The 24,161-nt window shown below is 67.1% G+C and carries 12 protein-coding genes and 4 pseudogenes; 12 read left to right on the top strand and 4 right to left on the bottom strand.

Going from position 1 to position 24,161, the window contains the following annotated elements; genetic code table 11:
• Positions 1–149 precede the first annotated feature (149 nt).
• The 9 genes and pseudogenes from rpsL (at position 150) to OIE74_RS14960 (ending at position 18,828) form a co-directional block, all read left to right on the top strand.
• On the top strand, positions 150–521 hold the full coding sequence (rpsL, locus tag OIE74_RS15005; RefSeq protein ID WP_003948652.1) for a 30S ribosomal protein S12: 372 nt from the start codon (positions 150–152) through the stop codon (positions 519–521).
• 3 nt (positions 522–524) lie between these two features.
• Positions 525–995, top strand: a complete 471-nt coding sequence (gene rpsG / locus OIE74_RS15000; RefSeq protein ID WP_023539364.1) for a 30S ribosomal protein S7 — start codon at positions 525–527, stop codon at positions 993–995.
• A 38-nt stretch (positions 996–1,033) separates the two neighbouring features.
• Positions 1,034–3,163, top strand: coding sequence for an elongation factor G (fusA, locus tag OIE74_RS14995; RefSeq protein WP_329383155.1), 2,130 nt, complete (start codon positions 1,034–1,036; stop codon positions 3,161–3,163).
• Between the two features lie 165 nt (positions 3,164–3,328).
• Entirely contained in the window at positions 3,329–4,522 is a 1,194-nt protein-coding gene (gene tuf / locus OIE74_RS14990) for an elongation factor Tu (protein ID WP_023539362.1), read from the top strand.
• A gap of 347 nt (positions 4,523–4,869) precedes the next feature.
• On the top strand, positions 4,870–9,078 hold the full coding sequence (locus tag OIE74_RS14985; protein WP_443076352.1) for a LamG domain-containing protein: 4,209 nt from the start codon (positions 4,870–4,872) through the stop codon (positions 9,076–9,078).
• Positions 9,079–9,169: 91 nt separating this feature from the next.
• Positions 9,170–15,749 (top strand): annotated as a pseudogene (locus OIE74_RS14975) (polymorphic toxin-type HINT domain-containing protein); the annotation flags it as partial.
• Between the two features lie 358 nt (positions 15,750–16,107).
• A complete protein-coding gene (locus tag OIE74_RS14970) occupies positions 16,108–16,470 on the top strand; it encodes a hypothetical protein (protein WP_329383148.1) in 363 nt (120 codons plus the stop codon).
• A 247-nt stretch (positions 16,471–16,717) separates the two neighbouring features.
• Positions 16,718–17,968 (top strand): annotated as a pseudogene (locus OIE74_RS14965) (poly(A) polymerase); the annotation flags it as partial.
• A gap of 176 nt (positions 17,969–18,144) precedes the next feature.
• Positions 18,145–18,828 (top strand): GOLPH3/VPS74 family protein, encoded by a 684-nt coding sequence (locus tag OIE74_RS14960; RefSeq protein ID WP_329383145.1) that lies wholly within the window; start codon positions 18,145–18,147, stop codon positions 18,826–18,828.
• 268 nt (positions 18,829–19,096) lie between these two features.
• Here the strand turns inward: OIE74_RS14960 and OIE74_RS14955 are convergent, their stop codons facing one another.
• From OIE74_RS14955 to OIE74_RS14945, 3 genes and pseudogenes are all read right to left on the bottom strand, one after another.
• Positions 19,097–19,717: an HD domain-containing protein gene (locus OIE74_RS14955; protein WP_329383143.1), complete on the bottom strand. Its 621-nt coding sequence runs from the start codon at positions 19,715–19,717 to the stop codon at positions 19,097–19,099.
• A gap of 123 nt (positions 19,718–19,840) precedes the next feature.
• Positions 19,841–20,701, bottom strand: coding sequence for a hypothetical protein (locus OIE74_RS14950; RefSeq protein ID WP_329392302.1), 861 nt, complete (start codon positions 20,699–20,701; stop codon positions 19,841–19,843).
• A 183-nt stretch (positions 20,702–20,884) separates the two neighbouring features.
• Positions 20,885–21,265 (bottom strand): annotated as a pseudogene (locus OIE74_RS14945) (ATP-binding protein); the annotation flags it as partial.
• A gap of 132 nt (positions 21,266–21,397) precedes the next feature.
• Here OIE74_RS14945 and OIE74_RS14940 point away from each other — a divergent pair.
• The 3 genes and pseudogenes from OIE74_RS14940 to OIE74_RS14930 form a co-directional block, all read left to right on the top strand.
• Positions 21,398–22,258: pseudogene (locus tag OIE74_RS14940) on the top strand (helix-turn-helix domain-containing protein); the annotation flags it as partial.
• 55 nt (positions 22,259–22,313) lie between these two features.
• Positions 22,314–23,207 carry an IS982 family transposase gene (locus tag OIE74_RS14935; protein ID WP_329379891.1) on the top strand — a complete coding sequence of 298 codons (894 nt, stop codon included), beginning with the start codon at positions 22,314–22,316 and terminating at the stop codon, positions 23,205–23,207.
• A 30-nt stretch (positions 23,208–23,237) separates the two neighbouring features.
• Complete coding sequence (locus OIE74_RS14930) at positions 23,238–23,447, top strand: DUF397 domain-containing protein (RefSeq protein ID WP_329383141.1); 210 nt, start codon at positions 23,238–23,240, stop codon at positions 23,445–23,447.
• On the opposite strand, the gene OIE74_RS14925 is transcribed toward OIE74_RS14930, so the two are convergent.
• The gene (locus tag OIE74_RS14925) at positions 23,436–24,137 is read right to left on the bottom strand and encodes a methyltransferase domain-containing protein (protein WP_443076117.1); all 702 of its coding nucleotides are present in this window, start codon (positions 24,135–24,137) and stop codon (positions 23,436–23,438) included. The genes OIE74_RS14930 and OIE74_RS14925 overlap by 12 nt on opposite strands.
• Positions 24,138–24,161: the final 24 nt, after the last annotated feature.

The following is a 24,161-nucleotide window of genomic DNA, read 5'->3' as shown; positions in this document are numbered from 1 at the left end:
AACCGCATGGCGAGTCCGGACAAAGGCCACCGCGATCTGCGCTTTCCTCGCCTCCAGCGGGATCTTGCAGTATCCGACACACCCGACCGCGTGGGTCGGCGAGTGTTCCAGGTTAGTTTTACTGACGGCACACAGAAACCGGAGAAGTAGTGCCTACGATCCAGCAGCTGGTCCGGAAGGGCCGGCAGGACAAGGTCGAGAAGAACAAGACGCCTGCCCTTGAGGGTTCCCCTCAGCGCCGCGGCGTCTGCACGCGTGTGTTCACGACCACCCCGAAGAAGCCCAACTCCGCCCTGCGGAAGGTCGCGCGTGTGCGGCTGACCTCCGGTATCGAGGTCACGGCATACATTCCGGGTGAGGGACACAACCTGCAGGAGCACTCCATCGTGCTCGTGCGTGGTGGCCGTGTGAAGGACCTGCCGGGTGTTCGCTACAAGATCATCCGCGGTTCCCTGGACACCCAGGGAGTCAAGAACCGCAAGCAGGCCCGCAGCCGCTACGGCGCCAAGAAGGAGAAGTAAACAATGCCTCGTAAGGGCCCTGCCCCGAAGCGCCCGGTCATCATCGACCCGGTCTACGGTTCTCCTCTTGTCACGTCGCTGATCAACAAGCTTCTGCTCAACGGCAAGCGTTCCACCGCCGAGCGGATCGTCTACGGCGCCATGGAAGGCCTCCGCGAGAAGACCGGCAACGACCCGGTCATCACGCTGAAGCGCGCGCTTGAGAACGTCAAGCCCTCGCTCGAGGTCAAGTCCCGCCGCGTCGGCGGCGCCACCTACCAGGTGCCGATCGAGGTCAAGCCCGGTCGCGCCTCCACCCTCGCGCTGCGCTGGCTGGTCGGTTACTCCCGCGCCCGTCGCGAGAAGACCATGACCGAGCGCCTCATGAACGAACTGCTCGACGCCTCCAACGGCCTCGGCGCTTCGGTCAAGAAGCGTGAGGACACGCACAAGATGGCCGAGTCCAACAAGGCCTTCGCGCACTACCGCTGGTAGTCAGCGCCCACATCGAGACCGAGAGAAGATTGAGCCTCATGGCCACCACTTCGCTTGACCTGGCCAAGGTCCGCAACATCGGGATCATGGCCCACATCGACGCGGGCAAGACGACCACCACCGAGCGGATCCTGTTCTACACCGGTGTGAGCTACAAGATCGGTGAAGTCCACGACGGCGCTGCCACGATGGACTGGATGGAGCAGGAGCAGGAGCGCGGCATCACGATCACGTCTGCCGCGACGACCTGTCACTGGCCGCTCGACGATGTCGATCACACGATCAACATCATCGACACCCCCGGTCACGTCGACTTCACCGTCGAGGTGGAGCGTTCGCTCCGCGTCCTCGACGGCGCTGTCACCGTCTTCGACGGAGTGGCCGGCGTCGAGCCGCAGTCCGAGACCGTATGGCGTCAGGCGGACCGCTACGGCGTGCCGCGTATCTGCTTCGTCAACAAGCTCGACCGGACCGGCGCGGAGTTCCACCGCTGCGTCGACATGATCGTGGACCGCCTCGGCGCGGTTCCGCTGGTCATGCAGCTTCCGATCGGTGCCGAGGCCGACTTCAAGGGCGTCGTCGACCTCGTGTCGATGAAGGCCTTCGTCTGGTCCGCCGAGGCCACCAAGGGCGAGATGTACGACGTCGTCGACATCCCGGACACGCACACCGAGGCCGCCGAGGAATGGCGCGGCAAGCTCCTCGAAGCCGTGTCCGAGAACGACGACGAGATGATGGAGCTGTACCTGGAGGGCCAGGAGCCCACCGAGGAGCAGCTGCACGCGGCGATCCGCCGTATCACCCTCGCTTCCAAGGGCGCGGCCGACTCCGTCACCGTCACGCCCGTGTTCTGCGGTACCGCGTTCAAGAACAAGGGCGTTCAGCCCCTGCTCGACGCGGTTGTGCGCTACCTGCCCTCCCCCCTGGACGTCGACGCCATCGAAGGCCACGACGTCAAGGACCCGGAGCGGGTCATCAAGCGCAAGCCGTCCGACGACGAGCCCTTCGCCGGGCTCGCCTTCAAGATCGCGAGCGACCCGCACCTGGGCAAGCTCACCTTCGTCCGGATCTACTCCGGTCGCCTGACGGCCGGCACCGCGGTGCTGAACTCCGTGAAGGGCAAGAAGGAGCGCATCGGCAAGATCTACCGTATGCACGCGAACAAGCGTGAGGAGATCGAGTCGGTGGGCGCCGGTGACATCGTCGCCGTCATGGGCCTGAAGCAGACCACCACCGGTGAGACGCTGAGCGACGACAAGAACCCGGTGATCCTGGAGTCCATGGACTTCCCGGCGCCGGTGATCCAGGTCGCGATCGAGCCCAAGTCCAAGGGTGACCAGGAGCGTCTGGGTGTCGCCATCCAGCGCCTCGCGGAGGAGGACCCCTCCTTCCAGGTTCACTCGGACGAGGAGACCGGCCAGACCATCATCGGTGGTATGGGCGAGCTTCACCTCGAAGTGCTTGTCGACCGCATGAAGCGCGAGTTCCGCGTGGAGGCGAATGTCGGTAAGCCGCAGGTCGCTTACCGTGAGACGATCCGCAAGGCCGTCGAGCGTATCGACTACACGCACAAGAAGCAGACCGGTGGTACCGGCCAGTTCGCGAAGGTGCAGATCGCGCTTGAGCCCATCGAGGGCGGCGACGCGACCTACGAGTTCGTGAACAAGGTGACCGGTGGCCGTATCCCCCGTGAGTACATCCCCTCGGTGGACGCGGGCGCGCAGGAGGCCATGCAGTTCGGCATCCTCGCCGGCTACGAGATGGTGGGCGTGCGCGTCACCCTTCTCGACGGTGGCTACCACGAGGTCGACTCCTCCGAACTCGCCTTCAAGATCGCCGGTTCGCAGGCGTTCAAGGACGGCGCCCGCCGGGCGTCTCCCGTGCTTCTCGAACCGATGATGGCCGTCGAGGTCACCACGCCCGAGGACTACATGGGCGATGTCATCGGCGACCTCAACTCCCGCCGTGGCCAGATCCAGGCCATGGAGGAGCGCAGCGGCGCTCGCGTCGTGAAGGGCCTCGTGCCCCTCTCGGAGATGTTCGGCTACGTCGGAGACCTCCGCAGCAAGACGTCGGGTCGCGCAAGCTACTCGATGCAGTTCGACTCCTACGCCGAGGTTCCCCGGAACGTCGCCGAGGAGATCATCGCGAAGGCCAAGGGCGAGTAGCTCGTCCCGAGCACGCTTTAGGCTTGTCACCGGCAAGCCCTGGGGCCGCCGGACAACGCGTACGGGAGACCGTGCGAGTGTCCGGTGCCCCGGGCCCCGGCATCCCAGCAAAGATCACCTGGCGCCGATGAGTAAGGCGTACAGAACCACTCCAGGAGGACCCCAGTGGCGAAGGCGAAGTTCGAGCGGACTAAGCCGCACGTCAACATCGGCACCATCGGTCACATCGACCACGGTAAGACGACCCTCACGGCCGCCATTACCAAGGTGCTGCATGACGCGTACCCGGACCTGAACGAGGCCTCGGCCTTCGACCAGATCGACAAGGCTCCCGAGGAGCGCCAGCGCGGTATCACCATCTCCATCGCGCACGTCGAGTACCAGACGGAGTCGCGTCACTACGCGCACGTCGACTGCCCCGGTCACGCGGACTACATCAAGAACATGATCACGGGTGCGGCGCAGATGGACGGCGCCATCCTCGTCGTCGCCGCGACCGACGGCCCGATGCCGCAGACCAAGGAGCACGTGCTCCTGGCCCGCCAGGTCGGCGTGCCGTACATCGTTGTCGCGCTGAACAAGGCCGACATGGTGGACGACGAGGAGATCCTTGAGCTCGTCGAGCTCGAGGTCCGTGAGCTCCTCTCCGAGTACGAGTTCCCGGGCGACGACCTGCCGGTCGTCAAGGTCTCGGCGCTCAAGGCGCTCGAAGGCGACAAGGAGTGGGGCCAGACCGTCCTCGACCTGATGAAGGCCGTCGACGAGTCGATCCCGCAGCCCGAGCGTGACGTCGAGAAGCCGTTCCTCATGCCCATCGAGGACGTCTTCACGATCACCGGCCGTGGCACGGTCGTCACCGGCCGTATCGAGCGTGGTGTGCTCAAGGTCAACGAGACCGTCGACATCGTCGGTATCAAGACCGAGAAGACCACCACCACGGTCACCGGCATCGAGATGTTCCGCAAGCTGCTCGACGAGGGCCAGGCCGGTGAGAACGTCGGTCTGCTCCTCCGTGGCATCAAGCGCGAGGATGTCGAGCGCGGCCAGGTCATCATCAAGCCCGGTTCGGTCACGCCGCACACCGAGTTCGAGGCCCAGGCCTACATCCTGTCGAAGGACGAGGGTGGCCGTCACACCCCCTTCTTCAACAACTACCGCCCGCAGTTCTACTTCCGTACGACTGACGTGACCGGCGTCGTGACCCTCCCCGAGGGCACCGAGATGGTCATGCCGGGCGACAACACCCTCATGACGGTCTCGCTGATCCAGCCGGTCGCCATGGAGGAGGGCCTGAAGTTCGCCATCCGCGAGGGTGGCCGGACCGTGGGCGCCGGCCAGGTCACCAAGATCAGCAAGTAATTGCCGATCCGGCGGCCCGCTGTTCCGACGGCTGACCGTCCGACCTGGTAGCTCCGACACGAGCAACCAAGAAGCGGGCCCCGCACCGAAGTTGGTGCGGGGCCTGCTTTTCTTTTCCGCGTGCCGCATCCAGATGTGATGCGGCCCACACGCCGGATGGTGATCAACGCCTTACTTTGTGTCGTTATGGGGGCCTGGACCGAACCTTTGCCTGATGGATACCTTCTCCACAATTCATTCAGCTGATCTTCATTTTTGTGGGTGGGGTGTGTGGTCGTGTCCGGGGGGCCTGGCCTGTCCGTGTGCGCAGCTTGCGAGGGGTGCTGGCTGTCGCGTTGAGCTGCGGAATGGTTCTGGGGTGGCTCCCCGCGGTGGCGTCCGCGTCGTCCGTTCAGCCCGGCCGGGCGATCGCCACGCCGGAGAACGCGGACGCCGGGGCACCCGCACTCTCGGAGGCGGACGCGTTCGCCAGGGCCGAGCGGTCCGGCGAAGACGTCGAGGTCCTGTCCCTGCGCGGTGAGAGCAGCGAGACATTCGCGACCCCGGAGGGGAGCCTTGAGGCCCGGGAGTATCTGCGCCCGGTCTGGACCCGCGTGGGCGGCGAATGGAAGCCCGTCGACACCGCTCTGGCTCGGTCCTCCGACGACGGCACGGTCCGGCCTGGGGCGACGACGGTCGGTCTGGCCTTCTCCGGCGGGGGCGACGGCCCGCTGGTACGGATGGAGCGGGCGGGCCGGGCACTGGCGCTGTCCTGGCCCCTGGGAGAAGTGCCCGTACCGGAGATGGACGGTGCGACGGCCACCTACCGGGAGATCCTGCCTGACGTGGATCTGCGCCTCGGTGCGCAGGAGGACGGCTTCACTCAACTGCTGGTGGTCAAATCGGCCGAGGCGGCGCAGACCGAGGCACTCGCGGAGCTGAGGTTGTCTCTCGCGACCGAGGGCATGCACGTACGAACGACTGCTTCCGGCGGCCTGGAAGCCGTGGATGTCGGCGCCGCGGGAACCGTCTTCGAGGCCGCGACACCTGTTATGTGGGACTCCAGCCCGAGCGCCGGTGCCGGCGAGACGGTGGCCCCCCGCACGCGTGCGGCCGACGAATCGGACGCCACCGGCGAGGGGGAGCCCGGCCCCGGCGAGTCGGGGAAGCTCGTGCCCGTCGGTGTTGAAGTCACCGCCAATGGCGAGGAGTTGTTGCTCAGGCCCGACGCCGATGTCCTCACGGGTGAGGACACGGTGTATCCGGTCTTCATCGATCCGCAGTGGTACTCGCCCAAGGCCTCGGCCTGGACCATGGCCTCCAAGTACTGGGCTTCGTCACCGCAGTGGAAGTTCAACGGCAAGTCCGACGAGGGCTTGGGGTACTGCGGTTGGGACTACTGCGCGCCGCACGACACCAAGCGGCTCTTTTACCGCATCCCCGTCTCCAAGTTCGCTGGAAAGTCCGTTCTCAGCGCCGAGTTCGTGGTGCGCAACACATGGTCGGCGTCCTGCACGGACCGCAGCGTGGAGCTGTGGCGCACCAAGGACATCTCTGCGTCGACCACGTGGAACTCGCAAAACGCCTCCGGTTTCTGGATCAAGGAGTTGAGCGCGAAGTCCTTCGCCTACGGATACGAGGGGTGCGCGGCCAAGGACGCGGAGTTCAGCATCAGGTCCGCGGTGCAGGAAGCCGCGGACAAGAAGTGGTCGACCATGACCTTCGGGCTACGGGCCGCCAGTGAAGACGATCGCCTGGCGTGGAAGCGTTTCTCGGAGAAGGCGTTCCTTCGGGTCGAGTACAACCGCCCGCCTCCCCAGATCAAGATGTCGCAGTTGGCGATGGAGTACGGGGGCACCTGCAAGAAGCCTGCGACGGTCGCGCGCGTACGCACGCTGGGAAAGATCTACGCGAACAAGGTGACGGACCCGGACGGTGACAGCGTTCGGGTGCAGTTCCAGGCCAAATGGGATTCCGGCGACGGCAAGGGGCTGATCGCCCGCTGGAGCCCGTCACTGACCACCGCGAAGAAGTCGGGTTCGAGTTTCTCGATCACGCTGCCCGCCACGGTGCCGACCAACAAGCAGGTCAACTGGTACGCGCGGACTTATGACGGCGCTCAGTACTCGCCCTGGTCGTACGCGGGGGACGATCCCACGGGTTGCTACTTCGTCTACGACACGAGCGTGCCGAAGGCCCCCACCGTGTCGTCCGGCGAATATCCGGCGTCCGACCCCGAGAATGCCGATGACCCGTGGTTCGATGGGGTGGGCAAGTACGGCACGTTCTCTCTGAAGGCGGCCGACTCCGATGTGACGAAGTACTGGTACGGCGTCAACGGCGACCCGAGTTCGAAGAACACTCTGACCACGTCGGGCGGTGCGGCGAAGAGCGTTCAGGTGCTGCCGGCGGAGCCCGGACTCAACTTCGTCACCGCTCAGGCATTCGACGCCGCGGGCAATGGTAGCGAGATCCGCACCTATCAGTACCGGGTCAAGGCGGGCCAACCGGAGCGCGGTGCCTGGCAACTCGACGAGAACGCGGGAGCGACAGCGGCGCAAGGCTCCTCCGGCGCGCGCGTGGCCGAGCTGCGAGGTGGCGCGGTCACCGGTGTGCCCGGGGTGAAGGGGAGCGCCGTGTCCTTCGACGGGGTGGACGACTACGCCGTCACGGACATCCCCACGGTGAACACCGAGATCGGCTTCTCCGTCTCGGCCTGGGTGAAGTTGTCCGACGTGCCCGATCACGCGGCGATCGTCGCGGCCCAGCCGGGCAACCATTCACCGGGCTTCGAGCTCTACTACTCGCACTCCTACGGCCGTTGGGTGTTCAACCAGTACACCTCGGACACGCCGGGCGCCCCCGTCGCACGTGCCATGGCTCCACAGCCGGGCGGTGTGGTGGCCGGCCGCTGGACGCATCTGGTGGGTGTCTACAGCGGGAGTACCCAGGACCTGCACCTCTACGTCGACGGCTCGCTGGTGGGATCGACACCGTACTCAACGGCTTGGGACGCACGGCGCGGGCTGCAGATCGGCGCCGGGTCCTACAGCGGAAGTCCCGGCTCCTTCCTGCCCGGCGAGATCGACGAGGTACGGATATTCGACAAGCCGGTCAGCGCCACCGAGGTGGGGCGTCTGCTGCGTCACGAGTCGATCGGCACCGGCCGGACCGCCCGTACGGTCTTTCCCCTCGATGAACCCGCCGGTGCCGTGGAAGTGACCGGGCGCGCCGACACCCAACCGCTCGGTCTCGCCGGTGACGCGCGGCTCGGAGCACCAGGTGTGGCCGGCAAGGCACTGAAACTGGACGGTGCCGGGGACTACGCGCACACGGCGGCTCCGCACGTCGACACGCAGCGTCCGTTCACGGTCTCCGCGTGGGCCAAGCTCGATCGCATTCCGGGAGAGGGAGCGACGGTCGTCGCCCAACTGGGGCAGAACCGGCCGGGCTTCGAGCTGTACTACTCCAAGACCTTCAACCGCTGGGGATTCACCCAGTACTCGGGCGACGTCCCGGGTGCGACGCAAGTCCGCGCCGTTCAGCCCGAAGGGACCTCCGCACGAGTGGGGGAGTGGGTCCATCTCGTGGGTGTGCACGACGCGACCGCCAATACGCTGACCCTGTACGTCAACGGCGTGAAGTCAGCCAGTGTCGCCCAGTCCGCCGCCTGGTACGCGGGCGGTCGTGTCCAGGTTGGCGCGCTGACCATCGATGGGGGTGATTTGATACAGCACTTCCCCGGCACCATCGACGACATCCGCTTCTTCGACCGTCCGGTGGCCGATGACGAAGTACGGCAGCTGTTCCAGCAACGTCCGCTCGTCAAGGCCCGCTGGAAGTTCGACCAGCCCGGAGCGACAACATCACCGGACGACTCCGGCGAGGGGAACGACCTGACGCTGGGCGGTGGCACGCAGATCGGGTCCGGCTGGGTGGACGGAGGCCTGGTCCTCGACGGTGTCAACGACTACGCCGCCAGCGCGGCGGCCCCGGTGGACACGAGCACCAGCTTCACCGTGACCGCGTGGGCACAGGCCGCGGCGGTACCGCAGTCCGGCGTGACGCTGCTGAGCATGCCGGGGACACAGCAGAGCGCCTTCGCGGTCCGGTATCTGCCCAGCGCGACACCCGATACGGATCCGGGGCGCTGGCGGATCTCCGTCCCGGATCAGGACACCTCGGACGCCGGGTCCGCCGATGTCGAGAACGGCCAGTTCTACAGCGCGGCCGACTGGACCCATCTCGCGCTCGTCTACGACGGATTCGCCAAGCGGTTGCAGCTCTACGTGAACGGCGAACTGGAAGAGTCGGCCTGTGTCGACGCCGACGGCAATGGCGAAGGCGACGACAGCGCCTGCATCGACAGGATCTCGTGGTCCGAGAACGTGATCTCGTTCAAGGCCGCCCAGCCTCTGCAAATCGGCAGGCTCAGGAGCGGAACGTCCTGGGGACAGTACTGGCCCGGGGTTCTCTCCGATGTCTGGGCGTTCCAAGGCACTTTGACGGCGGATCAGGTCGTCCGGCTGGCGTACGGAATGCCCGGCCTGCCGACGGAGATTCCCGCGACCGACTGACCTGAAGGCATCGCCGCACGGCTCATCTCCCATACCCGCAATGCCATTCGGGATCTCGCCGAATGCCCGCAGTGAGGAATCGAAGGACGGCATGAACGGTAGACCGAGTTCACGTTTCCGGCACTGGCGGGCGCGCGTCGCGCTCGCTTCCTCGGTGGTCCTGATCGGCACCCTGTTGCAGGGCGTCGCTCAGCCCGTGGCCGCCGCGGCGGACGACCGCGGCGTGGGCTCGGACATCCCGACGTCGGAAAGCCCGATCGAGGGCAACGCCGGCTCGGTCGAACCTCGCACGGCGATGAAGGAACCGCGGACACCGAAGAAGCGGCCCGACTCGGCGTGGCCCAAGGCGGCGTCCGCGCGCGTGAAGCTGCCGACCGCCTCCGGCAGCTCCGCTGTCGCCTCGCACCGGGGGCTGCCCGTCGCTCTGGGCGTCCCGAAGGGCAAGGACGCAGCGACGGCGCCCGGCGAGGTCGAGGTGCGCGTACTGGACCGCAGGACCAGTGAGCGGGCCGGGCTGGACGGACCGTTGTTCACCTTGCTGCCGGTGCCCGGCAAGGGCGACGCGACGGCAGGCGAGCGGGCCGCTACCACCCCGGCCGGGGGTGTGCGGGCCCGTATCGACTACTCCTCCTTCGCTCAGGCATACGGCGGCGGGTACGCGTCCCGCCTCACGCTCGTCGAACTCCCCGCGTGCGCGGCATCCACGCCGGACAAGGCACGGTGCCGTACGGGCAAGCCCGTGCCGGCCGTCAACGACACCGAGAAGCGCACCCTCACCGCGGAGCGTGTCGGCCTGCGGGCCGGTGTCCCGACCGTCCTCGCCGCCGTGGCCGACGCGGAGGGCGGGACGGGCACGTACAAGGCCACCCCGCTCTCGCCGTCGGCCACCTGGAGCACCAACCTCAACACCGGTGACTTCAACTGGACCTACGACATTCCCGTACCGGATGTGCCGGGCAGCCTGAAGCCCAACTTCGGGCTCTCCTACGCCTCCGGTGCGATCGACGGCCGCACGGGATCGACGAACAACCAGTCGTCCTGGGTCGGAGACGGATTCGACCTCTCACCCGGATTCATCGAGCGACGTTACAAACCGTGCGCCGAGGACGGCGTCAAGAACGCGGACGGCAACGAGCCCGGCGATCAGTGCTGGGCCTACAACAACGCGTTCATCTCGTTCAACGGCAAGGGCGGCGAACTTGTCCCCGTGGGCGACGACGCCTGGAAGCTGAAGGGCGACGACGGAACAAAGATCGACCGCCTCACCTCCACCAACAGAGGCAACGGCGACGCCGACGGCGAATACTGGCGGCTGACCGACCCGCAGGGCGTTCGCTACTACTTCGGCTACCACCGGCTACCACCGGCTGCCCGGCTGGGCCGAGGGCAAGGAAGCGACCGACTCCGCCTGGACGGCGCCCGTTTTCGGCGACGACTCGGGTGAGCCGTGCCACGCGGCGACCTTCGCCGCTTCTTGGTGCCAGCAGGCTTGGCGGTGGAATCTCGACTACGTCGTGGACACGCGGGGCAACGCCGTCGCCTACTACTACGACAAGGAAGAGAACTCCTACGGCCGTAACCTCGAAGCCGCCGACAACACCCGCTACGCACGCGGCGGTTACCTCGACCGCATCGAGTACGGCCTCAAGTCGTCGTCGATGTACGGCACCAAAGCGCTCGCCCAGGTGGACTTCACCAGCTCCGAGAGATGCATCCAGAACGCGCAGACGGATTGCGGGTCCATCACCACGGATTCGGCCTACTGGTACGACACTCCGTGGGACCTGAACTGCGACGCCGGCGCGGACTGCGACGAAGGCCGACTGTCTCCGGCCTTCTTCACTCGTAAGCGGCTGACCGCCATCACCACCGAGGTCCTGGTGGCCGGCGCGTACCAGAGCGTCGACTCGTGGAAGCTGACCCATCGATGGGGCATGGCCGACATCGACTACCAGTTGCTGCTCGACTCGATCCAGCGCACCGGTCACTCCGCCAGCCCGGCGGTCACTCTCCCCAAGACCACGTTCGCGTACACCCAGCACGCCAACCGTCTCGACAAGACCGGCGACGGGTACGCCCCGTTCATCAAGAGCCGGCTGTCCTCGGTCGACGACCCCACGGGCGGCCAGCTCGCCATCAACTACACGGCGGCGGCCTGTGACTGGGACGCCCTACCGACACCTCAGTCGAATACGACACGCTGCTTTCCCCAGTACATCGGGGGCAGCTCCACCGACGACCCGGAACGCCAGTGGTTCAACAAGTACGTGGTCGACTCCGTGACCTCATCGGACCGGACCGGTGGCGCCCCGGACCAGGTCACCCGGTACCAGTACGTCGGCGACGCCGCCTGGCACTACGACGATGACGACGGTCTGACCAAGGAGAAGCACAAGACCTGGTCACAGTGGCGGGGGTACGGACAGGTACGGGTCCTGACCGGTGGCCAGGGCGGCGCGGACGCGATGAAGTCGCAGGAGGACCACTTCTTCCTGCGCGGCATGGACGGCGACCGCAAGGAACCGTCCGGCGGCACGAAGAGTGTGTCCGTCACTCTCGCGGCAGGTGAGGGCGATCCGATCACCGATCACGAGTCGGCTGCCGGTTTCGCGTACAAGACAGCCACCTACTCCGGGCCGGGCGGCAAGATCCTCGCCAAGACGGTCAACCGTCCGTGGCATCACCAGACCGCGAAGAAGGAACGGGACTGGGGCACCGTCACCGCGAACTTCACCGGGACCAGCGCGTCGAAGAAGTGGACATCTCTCGACGACGGCGCCGGCACCAAGTGGCGTACGACGTCGACCGGTACGGCGTACGACACCGTCGCCGGCCGCGTCACCGAGGTGGACGACTTCGGTGACACCACCACGTCCACCGACAACAGGTGCGCCCGGACCACGTACGCCACGAACACCGAGAAGAACATCCTCTCGCTGCCCTCCCGGTCCGAGTCGGTCGCCACCTCCTGTGACGCCACCGCGCAGCGGCCCGCCGACGTGGTGTCCGACTCGCGTATCGCGTACGACGCAGGCGCCTACGGCGCGGCTCCCGAGAAGGGCGATGTCACAGCGACCGCCGTACTGAAGAAGTACGACGGCACCACGCCGCTCTACCTGGAGTCGGGCGCGACCTTCGACGGTTACGGCCGTGTCCTCACCAGCACCGACCTCACGGCCGATGTGACCGTGAACGCGTCGGGCGTGGTGGTGAGAACACCCCGGACCGACGGCCGGACCACCACCACCGTGCGTACGCCCGCCACGGGCTTCGCCACCGACACCACTGTGACCGGCCCGCCGGCGAAGACGGGGGACGCGACAACCGCGCAGAAGACGACAAGCACCTTCGAGGTCTCGCGCGGCCTGCCGCTGACGCAGACGGACACCAACGGCAAGGTGACGTCCTTCGCCTACGACGCACTCGGCCGCTCCACCAAGGTCTGGCTGGCAGACCAGTTGACCGGGCAGACGCCGGCGTACGAGTTCACCTACCGCATGGTCGAAGGCCATCCGGTCGCGGTGGGGACGAAGCTGCTCGGAAACAGAGGTGTCCAGCGCACGTCCTACACGATCTTCGACGGGCTGATGCGAGAACGCCAGGCGCAGGAGCCGGGCCCCGACGGCGGGCGCATCCTCACCGACGTCTTCTACGACGAACGGGGCCTGACGGCAAAGAGATTCGCGCCCTACTACGTCACGCAACCGCCCACCACCGCACTCTTCGAGCCGGACAACGCCCTCTCCGTGGAAACGCAGTCCCGCCATACCTTCGACGGTCTGGGGCGTGAGACCGAGGCGCGGCAGATCGCCGGAAACGGTGACGGCGGCGCGGTGGTCAGCACCACCAAGACCGTCTACGGCGGCGATCGCGTCACGGTGATCCCGCCGGCGGGCGGCACCGCCACCACCACCCTGACGGACGCGCGGAACAGAACGACGGAGCTGCGCCAGCATCACCAGCGGTCCGCCGGTTCGACGTACGACACGATGGCGTACCAGTACACGCCGCGTGACGAGATGGCGAAGGTCACCGACGCGGCGGGCAACCGCTGGAGTTACACCTACGACATGCTCGGGCGGCAGATCGAGAGCGTCGATCCGGACAAGGGCACCACCACCAGCGTCTACGACGACCGCGGCCTGCGCACGTCGACCACGGATGCCGAGGACACCACACTCGCGTACGTCTACGACGGCCTCGGCCGCCAGACGGAGCTGCGCGAGGGCTCCAACAGCGGGCCGCTGCACGCGAAATGGGTCTACGACACGATCAGCGGCGCCAAGGGACACCTCGCCGAGTCCATCCGGTACACGGGCGGCCAGCAGTACACCTCCAAGGTGGTCGCGTACGACCGGCGGTACCGGGTGCAGCGCTCCAGCATCACGATCCCCGGCGCGGAGGCCGAACTCGCGGGCACCTATGTGAGCGGCACCGAGTACAACGTCTCCGGCTCCGTGCAGAGCGTCGGTTACCCCAAGGCGGGGGCGCTGGCACCCGCCGTTGTCGCCTACGCGTACGAGGACGCCACGGAGCGGCCCCTCTCGGTGAGCGGGATGGGCGGACTGTCGTCGGCCGCCACGTACAGCCTGACGGGCAAGCCGCTTCAGTACCGGCTCTCCGCAGGGGGGAAGACCACTCAGGCGACCAACACGTACGAGTGGGGCACCCAGCGGCTGGCGACCTCCCGGGTGGACCGGCAGGACGTCGCCGGCGTCGACCAGTTCAGCACGTACCGCTACGACGAGGCGGGCAACGTCCTGTCGGTGTCGGACACTTCCCGCTCGGGCAACGACACGCAGTGCTTCACCTACGACTACCTGCGTCGGCTGACCGAGGCGTGGGCGCAGGGGCAGTCCACCTGTCCGGCGGAGCCCGCGGGCGGCGCCGCCGGCGGCCCCGCGCCGTACCGGCACTCGTACACCTACGACAAGGTCGGCAACCGCCTGACCGAGACCCTCCACGACCCGGCAGGCGACAGCGCCAAGGACACCCTCCGTACGTACGCCTATCCGGAGCCCGGGACCCCTCAGCCGCACAAGCTCACCTCGATCACCCGGACGGGGCCGACCGGCACGGCGCGGGAAACCTTCGGATACGACGACAACGGCAGCACCACCAGCCGCACGGTCGCCGGTGACGAACAGACCCTCACCTGGGACGCCGAGGGCCGGCTGGCCACTGTGTCGGAGCCCGCCGAGGGCGGACCTGCGAAGGTCACGTCGTATCTGTACGACGCCGACGGCAACCGCCTGATCGGTCGCACCCCGGACGAGACCACGCTCTACCTGGGCACCACGGAGATCGTGCTGCCCAAGGGATCGACCACGCCGAAGGCGACCCGCTACGTCGACCTCGGCGGCGGTCACCAGGCCGCGCAGCAGAACACCGGAGCCATCTCACTGACGATCGCGGACCACCACGGCACCGCGCAGCTCGCCGTCGACGCGGCGACCCAGCAGCTCACCCAGCGCCGCACGCTGCCCTTCGGCGGCACCCGCGGCGAGGCGACGGGGACGTGGCCGGGCACGAAGGGCTTCGTGGGCGGCACGACGGACACGGCTACGGGCCTGATCCACCTGGGCGCCCGGGAGTACGACCCGTCGACGGGCCGCTTCCTGTCCGTCGACCCGGTGATGGACCTCGCCGATCCGCAACAGATCCACGGCTACGCCTACGCCAACAACAACCCGCTGACCTGGTCCGACCCGACCGGCCTGTGGTGCGACTCATGCAACGGCGGCGCGGGCTGGCCGTCCGAGGACGGCTACACGGACGAGGTGCCGTACGAGCCGAACGACATTCCCAACGTGGGTTCGGGCGGGGGCGGTTCGGGGGGCGGCGGTTCGAGCGGGGGCGGCGGGGGCGGTAAGAAGCCGGTGCTGGCCGGCATCGAGATCCCGACGGAGAAGGAACTCCGCGCCTGGACGGGCTACGAGAGTCGCAGTTACACACAACTGCTCGTCCTCTGGGGCAACGGTCGGTGCAGCGACGATCCGACCAGTCAGCTCTGCGCCGCGGTGAACGAACTCGGCTGGGTGTCGCCCACCAAGGACTTCCTTGAAGTGATCGGAGTCCGAGACGCACAGAGATGCTACGGCGGAAGTGTCAGCGCGTGTGTCTGGACCGTGGCCGGGCTCATTCCGGTGGGGAAGCTCGGAACCGCTTCGAAGCTTCTGAAGAAGGGCGACAACGCGGGCGCGGCGAGGCTCGCTTGCGCCGCACCGCACAGCTTTCCTCCGGGAACTGAGGTCCTCCTGGCGGACGGCACCACCAAGCTGATCGAAGACGTGAAGCTGGGTGACGCAATTACCGTCACCGATCCACTGACTGGCGAAACCACAACCCGCGAGGTTGTGGCCACCATCGTGACCGAGGACGACAAGCGCTTTGTGGATCTGACGGTGCGATCGGAGGGCGGCCGTTCCTCCGAGCTGATCTCGACGGTGACCCATCCGTTCTGGGTGGAGTCCTCGGAAGGTTGGGTCGACGCCGGCGACCTCAAAGCTGGTATGACGCTCCGCACGGCGAACGGCGACACCGCCGAGGTGGAGGCGGCGCGTTCATTCGACGAGCGGCAGCGGACGTACGACCTGACTGTCGAAGGCATCCACACCTACTATGTGCTGGCAGGGAACACTCCGGTCCTAGTTCATAATTCCGGTGGATGCCCGACGGACGTGGCATTGGGGCTCCGCAAGAATGGCTTGAGAGGATTTGCCGAAGGCAAGGGGTACTCCCACTACCTGGATAGCGATATTTGGGAGGCTGAGGTTCGTGCAGCCGCTCACAATCCGAACGTCAAGCTTCATGTGTCACTTGACGGGTTTCGTGGAGCTAATCCCGGCGAGCAGTTCTCTAGCGCTTATCGCAACGGCAGTGGGAGTAACTGGTTTGCGACGGAACGGGAGATGTACCACGTGGGGAAGTCCGTGCGAGTTGGTGATCGATCGTGGGATAGCATCACATTCTATCGAGGTGGGTCCGTAGTGCAGGTGCCTAAGCCTGGTTTTCTTTCCGGAGGGTGACATGGCGAAGATCGCAGGGTGGGAACGCGAGTTCCAAGTTTGGCAGTACTCCGTCAGCCACTCCATGCTGCTCCTGCGCAGCGTGAACGTGGAAGGTTTTGAGACGCGGATCGATGTTCTCTTCACTGCGGTTGAGCTGATGCATCTGCAGCCCTACTGTGCTCGCCTGGAAATTAGCGAGGCGACCAGCGCGGAAAGGGGGAAGATCTTGGGTGACCAACTGGCGGCAGAGCTCCCCGGCGGGGTGCTATACCTCCTTAACGGGGGAGAAGGCTATGTTCTGGCGCGACGATGCTCCTGGCACGAGGATCTTGGCGATCACCAGGCCCCCTCGAAGTTCGGCCCGCTCAGGGGGACAGAATAGTTTCGATTAGTCGGATCTGAAGGTCCCTTTCCTCGCCTTCTTGCAAGTGAAACGTGAGGGTTTCCTTCCGAGTGTCATCGCAGAATTCTAGGAACTCTCCGTGAGTATTACTCTCAAGTTTTCGGCGAGAAATAAGACGCTGGCGGTGACGCCGATGTGGGCGTGGCCGAGGAGATCGCCTTTGCGGATTCCGGTACGTAGGGGAGTTCATACAGGGCGTGAAGCCGGTCGCTATTGGCCGTCTGAAGCAAGGCTCGGCGAAGTGTCGGCGGGTGTAGGCGAGTTGGCGCTGCTGTCACGCAGAGGTGAGGAGCCGATGCGCGTACGGGCGACGGTCGCGCTCGGCACGGGGGAGATCAGTTGGCTCGCCGATCATCAGCCACCGAGAAAGCCCAGCGCTGACATCGATGAGACCGCGCGGCTGCTCGCGCGCATTCTCGCCGAAGGGGCCGTACATATCGTCGGGTCCCGCAGGATGGGCTGCGCGTCCGCCGGGGCGGATCTGGACCTGGTGGCGGCGCTGCCCGGCGCGGCGGTGGACATGGACGGGATCCGGCGGCGGATGACGGCCGCGCTTCCCGGGGGCGCATCCGGGGTGCGTGAAGTGGTCGGGGCGCGCGTGCCCGGACTGCGGTTCACGGTGGGCGAGTTGGGCGTCGACCTGGCCGTGGTCGCGACCGGCGACATCGACCCGGCGCGGGCCGTGGAACGCCGCGCCGAACTGGGCGAGGCGGCGGCCGTCGCGCTGAGCGCGGTGAGCGACGCGGCGGCGATACGGGAGGCGGTCGGCGACCGGCACGGTGCCTTCGCCGCGCTGGCGAGGGACGTGAAGACCTGGGCGAGCGCCCGTGGGCTGGACTCCGCTCCCTTTGGCGGGCTGCCCGGCCTGGCCTGGGCGGTGCTGGCGGCGCACACGACACGCGAGGCCGGGGATCTGGCGGGCGACGACCTGCTGAGGCACTTCTTCGGGACATGGGCGGCGTGGGACTGGCGGGTACCTGTCGCCCTGACAACGAGCGCTTCAGGTACGGGAGTTGGCGCCCCTGTCACCGTGCTGACCCCGACCGCCCCGATCCGTAGCTGCACCGAACAGGTCGGCCCCGGCTTCCGGGACCTGCTGGTCCAAGAGCTGTACCGCGCCTGGGAGTTGCTTGAGACGGGCCCCGCGGGCACCGCCCTGTCCGCACCCCCACCCCTGCACCGCAGACACGCGGCCTGGGCGGTCGCGACCGTGGACACACGCCGCCCCGACACCCTGGGCCGCTTCCGGGGCCGCGTACGGGCACTGCTCACCGCGCTCGAAGGGTCCGGAGTACGGGACGCCCACGCCTGGCCACGCCCGTACGCGACGGAGGGGGACCGCGTCCACTACGCGATCGGCCTGGGCGCGGCCCCGCCGGACGCGTCGGCGCTCGCACGCATCGTGGAGCCGTGGGGCCGTGGTCTGCGAGACGTCGCGGTGACGTGGGCGCGGGGCGGCGACGTACCGACACTGTCCTGGGCCGCGCTGGCGCGGTCGTGGAGGGCCGCGACCCGGACGCGGGGTCCTCATGACATGTGTCACGAATAGTGGTGACAGGCCGCCACTGCTCCCACGTTCCACTCAGGCCTAGCGTGGCCGGAGGGGCCGTTTCCGAGGGCCACCTCCCCACGCCGACGGTTGGATGAAGTGACATGCCGAACGAAACGATGCCGAACGAAACACTCATCGTCGAAGATCTGACGCTGCTGATGTTCGACGACAAGTCGGGGGCGATCGCGGGAGAGGGCACGCTGTACTACACCCTGGGCGGCGCCGTTCTCGTGGAGCTCGGGCTCGGTGGGCATGTCACGGTCGATGAGAACGACGCCGGACTGAACGGCCTGAAGGTGCACGCCGTCGCCGGCGATCCGCTGCCGGATCCCGTGCTCCGGGCCGCCCACGAGAAGATCGCCGAGCGGAAGCGCGGTGTCCAGACGCTCCTCATCGAGATCGGCACGGGGATGCGTGAGACGGTGCTCGACCGGCTCGTGGAGCGGGGCATGCTGCGCCGGGAGAGCAGGAAGAGGCTGGGGCTGTTCCATACGACCGCCACGGTCGCCGGCGACACCGGGCACAAGAAGTTCCTCATGGAGACGGTCCGTGCCGTCCTGGTCGACGGCGCGGAGCCCGATACCCGTACGACGGCGTTGATCGGGCTGCTCTCCGCCAGCGGCACCCTGCCGACCCTGCACCGCTCCATCCCGTGGTCGGGAAAGGTCTACAAGCGTGCGAAGGAGCTGGAGCAGACCAGTTGGGGCGCCGAAGCGGTGAACACCGCGGTGCTGCGGACCGTGACGGCGGTGACCGTGGGGACGGCCGTCGCTGCGACGAGTTAGAGTCCCGCGCCCGCGAAAACCCAGGCGCCGCGGACAGGCATGTCGTGGAAGGGGTGTATGGGGCTCGACCACAGCCACGAGACGGTTGTGCCTGCTCAGAACGTTGCCAGGACACTGGTCGCGCTCGCCGGACTTGCGCCACGGACCACGCCGGAGCCTCAACGGCCGGCCGATCCACGATCAGAAGATCGGTGTCGGTGGGCTCCCACGCCGTCGGCACCGTGACTCTGGTGCCGAAGAAGCACGTCACCTCACCAGGAGACGCCCGCTACGGTCGCGGCTTGCGGTTGGCGTCGAGCGCATGGGAAACGGTCCGTTCCGCCCACCCTCCTGCGACCAACTCCGCGGCTGCGCAGCCCGGTTTGCGCTGCGCCTGGTCCTGGAACAGGCGGATGAAGGAATGGGCGAAGCCCAGCCGGGGGTACGCCCCGACGAGCGCGTCCGTGAAGGCGGAATCGAACGCCTCCAGGCCCGTCCCGGATACATCCGCGCTGGTTCCCACCTGCAACAACCGGCTTTCCACGTCCACTTCCGGCGCGACGTCGTCCCGCATGTGGAGCACGATCAGCTCGGCCGTCCGGTCGCGTCGCTCGGTCGGCCAGCCGAGACCGGCGGTGAAGACGCGCGCCAGATGGCCGCCGGCCTCTTCGAAAGCGAGCGTGTGGCTGTCGAAGGGTGGAGTGAGAGCCAAGTCGTGCAGCATCGCCGCGACGAAGAACAGTTCGCGGTCGAAGTCCAGGCCGCGCGCCTCCGCCCAGGCCGCGCCGAAGAAGTAGGACCGTGCGGAGTGGTGGTACAGCGCGGCGTCCGCGTACTCCGCGCAGACGATTCGCGCGGCCTCCGCCGCCCGCCCGGCGGGTGCTCGCACCCCGGCTACCTCGACCAGCATTCCGCGACTCCTCACAGGCGAGCGCTGTTCCGAGGGTCCATGGTGGCGGATGGCACTGACAGGACGAGGCACGGGGGAGGGCCGACCGCGAGGTGCGGTCGGCCCTGTCGGTGGGGTCTGGGGTCACTCCGTAGTGAAGATCTCCTCGGCGGAGGACGCGGTGATGGCGCGGGCGAGCCACCCGAGCAGGATCTCGGGGTCCTGGCATTCGGTGATGCGTGCGCGGATCTCTTCATCGACCTCGATGCCGCGCTGCTCCAGGACGAAAAGGACGTCTTCCGCTCGGCTCTGCGCCCGGATCTCCTGCGAGATGGGTGACTTGTAGAAAGAAAGGTCCACGGCCACCAGGTTCCTCCACTGTTGTGCGGCTGGGCGCTTGCCCAAGCCCTGTGCGGTGAGTTCGACGAGCGGGCCGGTGAGAGATTCCGGCGCCTCCCGCAGTGCGGCGGACAGCGATTTCAGTATGGCACCGATGTCCGGATCGTCGGCGTGTGTGATCGCCGAAAGAGTGGCAAGCGCCAGGTCCTTGCGCGCCTCGGCCGCGTTCGTGATCAACGGCATGTTGTGCGGGCCGGCGACGAGCGGGCGCAGCGTGAGCGACGACCACTGTCTGGGCCCGATGTGTACCGGGTGGGCCGCCCATTCCGCCGTCGCGCGGTCCTGGCACACGACCAGAAGGACCGGCTGCACTTTGTACTTCGCGTACAGATACGAGAGGTAGTACATCCAACTGGCGGGCTTGTCCAAGTCCTTCTTCCCCTGCGCTTCCACAGCGAGAAGTAAGGGCTCGTCGTTCTCGGTCTCCAGACGCATAAGCGTGTCCACCCGGCGCTCCACCGGTCGGGACTCGGTGAGGTCGGTCGGCAGGATCGTGACCGAGGTGGGCGGGGAGAAATTGACACCCAGCACCTCGGAGACGCGGGAGAACAGCCCCGGGTACTCCTGGAAGATGCGGTGCATCGCCTCATGGGGCGCGCTGACCATGCGGGTTTCTGTGGGTGAGTTGATGGGGATCTGCCTTTGGCATATGCCACTGTCTCGCTGAGCGTAAGCAGATAATCCGCCCCATTTCCAACTCAGTTGGGCATATTCACCCGCAAGGATGAGGACGCCCCGTAGGAGATCCAGCTCCGCCCACACCGTCTTGCGGGGCACCGGCCCGGACGTCACCCCCCACCGGTCCGCCAGCACCTCGACCAGCAGCAGCCCTCTGCCCGACTCGTCGTCCGGGGGCGTTAGTTGGGGGTTGAGCCCGGGGAGGCGGTCGCCCCGGGTGTCGGTGACCTCGATACGCAGGACGTGCCCGTCCTCCGCCCTGCGCAGCTCCAGCAGGAAGTCCCGCCCGGACAGCCGGCCGTGCGTGGCCGCGTTGGTCGCCAGCTCGGCGGTGACCTGTTCCGCCGTTTCGATCGTTCGGGGTGGCAGGTCCCAGGCGAGCAGATGTGCTGTGGTGAGCCGCCGGGCGAGACGGGCGCCGCGTGGCGTGGGTGACAGGAGTACGCCGAAGTGGCGTTCCGAAAGACCGAGTTGGGTGATTTCTTGATTCACGTCACTCAGCGTGGCGGTCCGCACATACGCTGACCAGTGATGACTCCGGTACGTACGGTGACTGTCCCGAGCTTGTCCAGTGCTGTCCAACCTGTCCGGAGGGGACAGCGGTACGAAGGAGGCGGGTGTGCGGTGAGCGTGGACGCGGAGGGTACGGAGACGGACGAGCCGGGTTGGGAGGTCGACCCCGACGACGAGTCGGGCGCGGCGGTGGTCGCGACGGTCGGCAGGCAACTACGGCTGCGCCGCGAGGCGGCCGGCCTACGGGCGGCGGAGTTCGGCCAGGCGATCGGCTACGGCGAGGACTTGGTCTACAAGGTCGAGGCGGGCACGCGGATTCCCCGCCAGGAGTACCTGGACAAGGCGGACAAGGTCTTGCGGGCGGAGGGGATGATCTCCGCGATGAAGCAGGACGTGGCGGAGGTCCGGTATCCGAAAAAGGTTCGTGATCTGGCACGGATGGAGGCGCGGGCGGTCGAGCTGCTGTCGTACGGCAGCCACAACCTGCACGGTCTGCTCCAGACAGAGGAGTACGCACGTGCGCTGCTCGCCACGAGGAGGCCCGCCCTGTCGGACGACGAGCTGACGCGGGCGGTGGCGGCGCGAATGGCTCGGCGTTCCGTCTTCGACCGTTCACCTGCGCCCGAGCTGAGCTTTGTCCAGGAAGAGGTCACACTCCGCCGCCCCGTCGGTGGCAAAATGGTGCTGCGCCGACAGCTCCAACACCTACTGGAAGTGGGGCAGTTGCGTAATGTCGAGATCCAGGTTGTGCCGACCGCTCGTGGAGACCATCCAGGGACGAGCGGGCGGATCCAGGTGCTGAAGTTCGGGGACGGCACATCGGTTGGCCGCACTGACGAGGAGTTCGGTGGCCGCCCTGTCTCCGATCCGAGGCAGCTAAGGATCTTGGAGCTGCGTTATGGCATCATCCGGGCCGAGGCTCTTAACGCGCGTGAGTCTCTGGCCTTCATCGAGGAAGCCCTAGACGAGTCATTCCGAATGCTGACGGTGTGTCCGGGAACGCAGACAGGGCGTCCAAGATCGTTGTGTGACGAACAACCTGGACGCCCTGCTGACCGCACTGTACGTGAAGATCGACGACGAGATCGGGGGTACCCGGTGGCTGGGCCGACCGCCGCAGCTGACGGATTCCGAGCTTGTCTGCCTCGCTGTCGCGCAGGCGCTGCTGGGCTTCACTTCAGAGTCGCGGTGGCTGCGGTTCGTGGACTCCCGCTTGGGCCGGATGTTCCCGTACGTGCCCAGGCAGCCGGGCTGGAACAAGCGGCTCAGAGCCGCGTTGCCACTGGTCAGGAAGGCGATACGGCTGCTGGCCGTCGATACGGACTTCTGGTTCGACAACCACTGGATCGTCGACTCCACGCCGGTGGAGTGTGGCCGCTCGCGTCCGACGGTGAAGCGGTCGGACATGGCCGGCTGGGCCGGATACGGGTACTGCGCCTCGCACTCCCGGTTCTTCTGGGGCCTGCGCCTGTTCCTGGTGTGCACTCCGGCCGGGATGCCGATCCTGTGGGCGCTGGCGACCCCGAAGATGGACGAGCGCGAGGTACTGACCGCGATGCTCGACCGCGAACCCGAGACAGTCACGAACCGGCCGGGGCTGCTGGTGATCTCCGACAAGGGTTTCGCCGCCAAGGAGTTCGAGGCCGATTTGGCCTTGAGGGGTGCCGAGTTGCTGCGGCCGTCGTTCAAGCGCGAGAAGAAACGCAAGGGCGAGAGTCTCCTGAAATCAGTGCGGCAACTGATCGAGTCGGTCAACGACACCCTCAAAGGCCAGCTCGACCTGGAACAGCACGGCGGCCGGACCTTCGAGGGCGTCGCAGTCCGCGTCGCTCAGCGCGTCCTCGCGATGGCCGCCGCGATCTGGCACAACCACAAGACCGGCCAGCCCGTCCTGCGATCCCTGATCGCCTATGACCACTGATCACATCGGAATGACTCGTCTAGGGGAGACATGATCCGCAGCACCTCTGCCGAGGACGCGAACGAGCTGACGTGGTTCAAGAGCAGCTACAGCGACAGCAGCAACCCCAACGACTGCGTCGAGGTCGCCGCCACCCCCGCCGCCGTCCACGTCCGTGACTCCAAGAACCCGCACGGCCCCCGCCTCGGCCTCACCCCCACCGCGTGGGCGAGCTTCCTCACGTACGCGTCAGAGCGCTGACCGCCGGGAAGCCGTTACGAGCAGTGTGTCTGCCGTGTGCGGGCCGGTCGTGGTGGGCGGCAGGAGGTCGGTGTCGATCCCGGTGAATCCGGCCTCGTCAAGGATCTTCGTCCACACGTGCTCCTGGAGCACCCAGCGGCGCATGACGGCCGGCTCACCCCCGGGCGTCTTCGCGGAGACCTCGGCAGGTACGACATCGGCTTCCGCCGGTTCACCGTTGAGGTAGTGGGCGAGCGTGGAGAACACCAGCCGGCCGCCGGGCCGCAGTGCGGTGAACGCCGCTCGGAGCAGCTTGCGCGGCTCGGTGAAGTCGACGGCCCCGAAGACGCTGTACAGCACGTCGTAGGTGTGCGGAGCCATGCGCAGGTGCGCCGGTACATCGGCGTGCACCAGGCGCAGGCGTGGCGTGAGTTGGGCGTACAGGTCGGTGGCCATGGCGTGCTGGGCGGCGGAGGCGTCGACCGCGACCACCTGGGCGGGACGGTGAAGAGCCGCCAGGTGGGCGGCGTGTCTGGCGGATCCGGCGCCGAGGTCGACGACGCGTTGGCCGGTGAGATCGCCGAGGGCTTCCGCGCCGGGACCGCCGTTCTGGCTCCAGATCCAGTGGAAGCTCTCGGGGACTGTCCGGTCGCGCTCGGCGCGGTTGCGGCCGTAGTGGTGCCAGAGGTCCGTGTTGGTCACCCGCCTCATCGTGGCGGGCGCCGGTCGGCGGCG

Origin of the sequence: Streptomyces sp. NBC_01716 (assembly GCF_036248275.1) — a bacterium.
Classification (GTDB): Bacteria; Actinomycetota; Actinomycetes; order Streptomycetales; family Streptomycetaceae; genus Streptomyces.
This window is presented reverse-complemented; position numbering and strand designations above follow the sequence as displayed.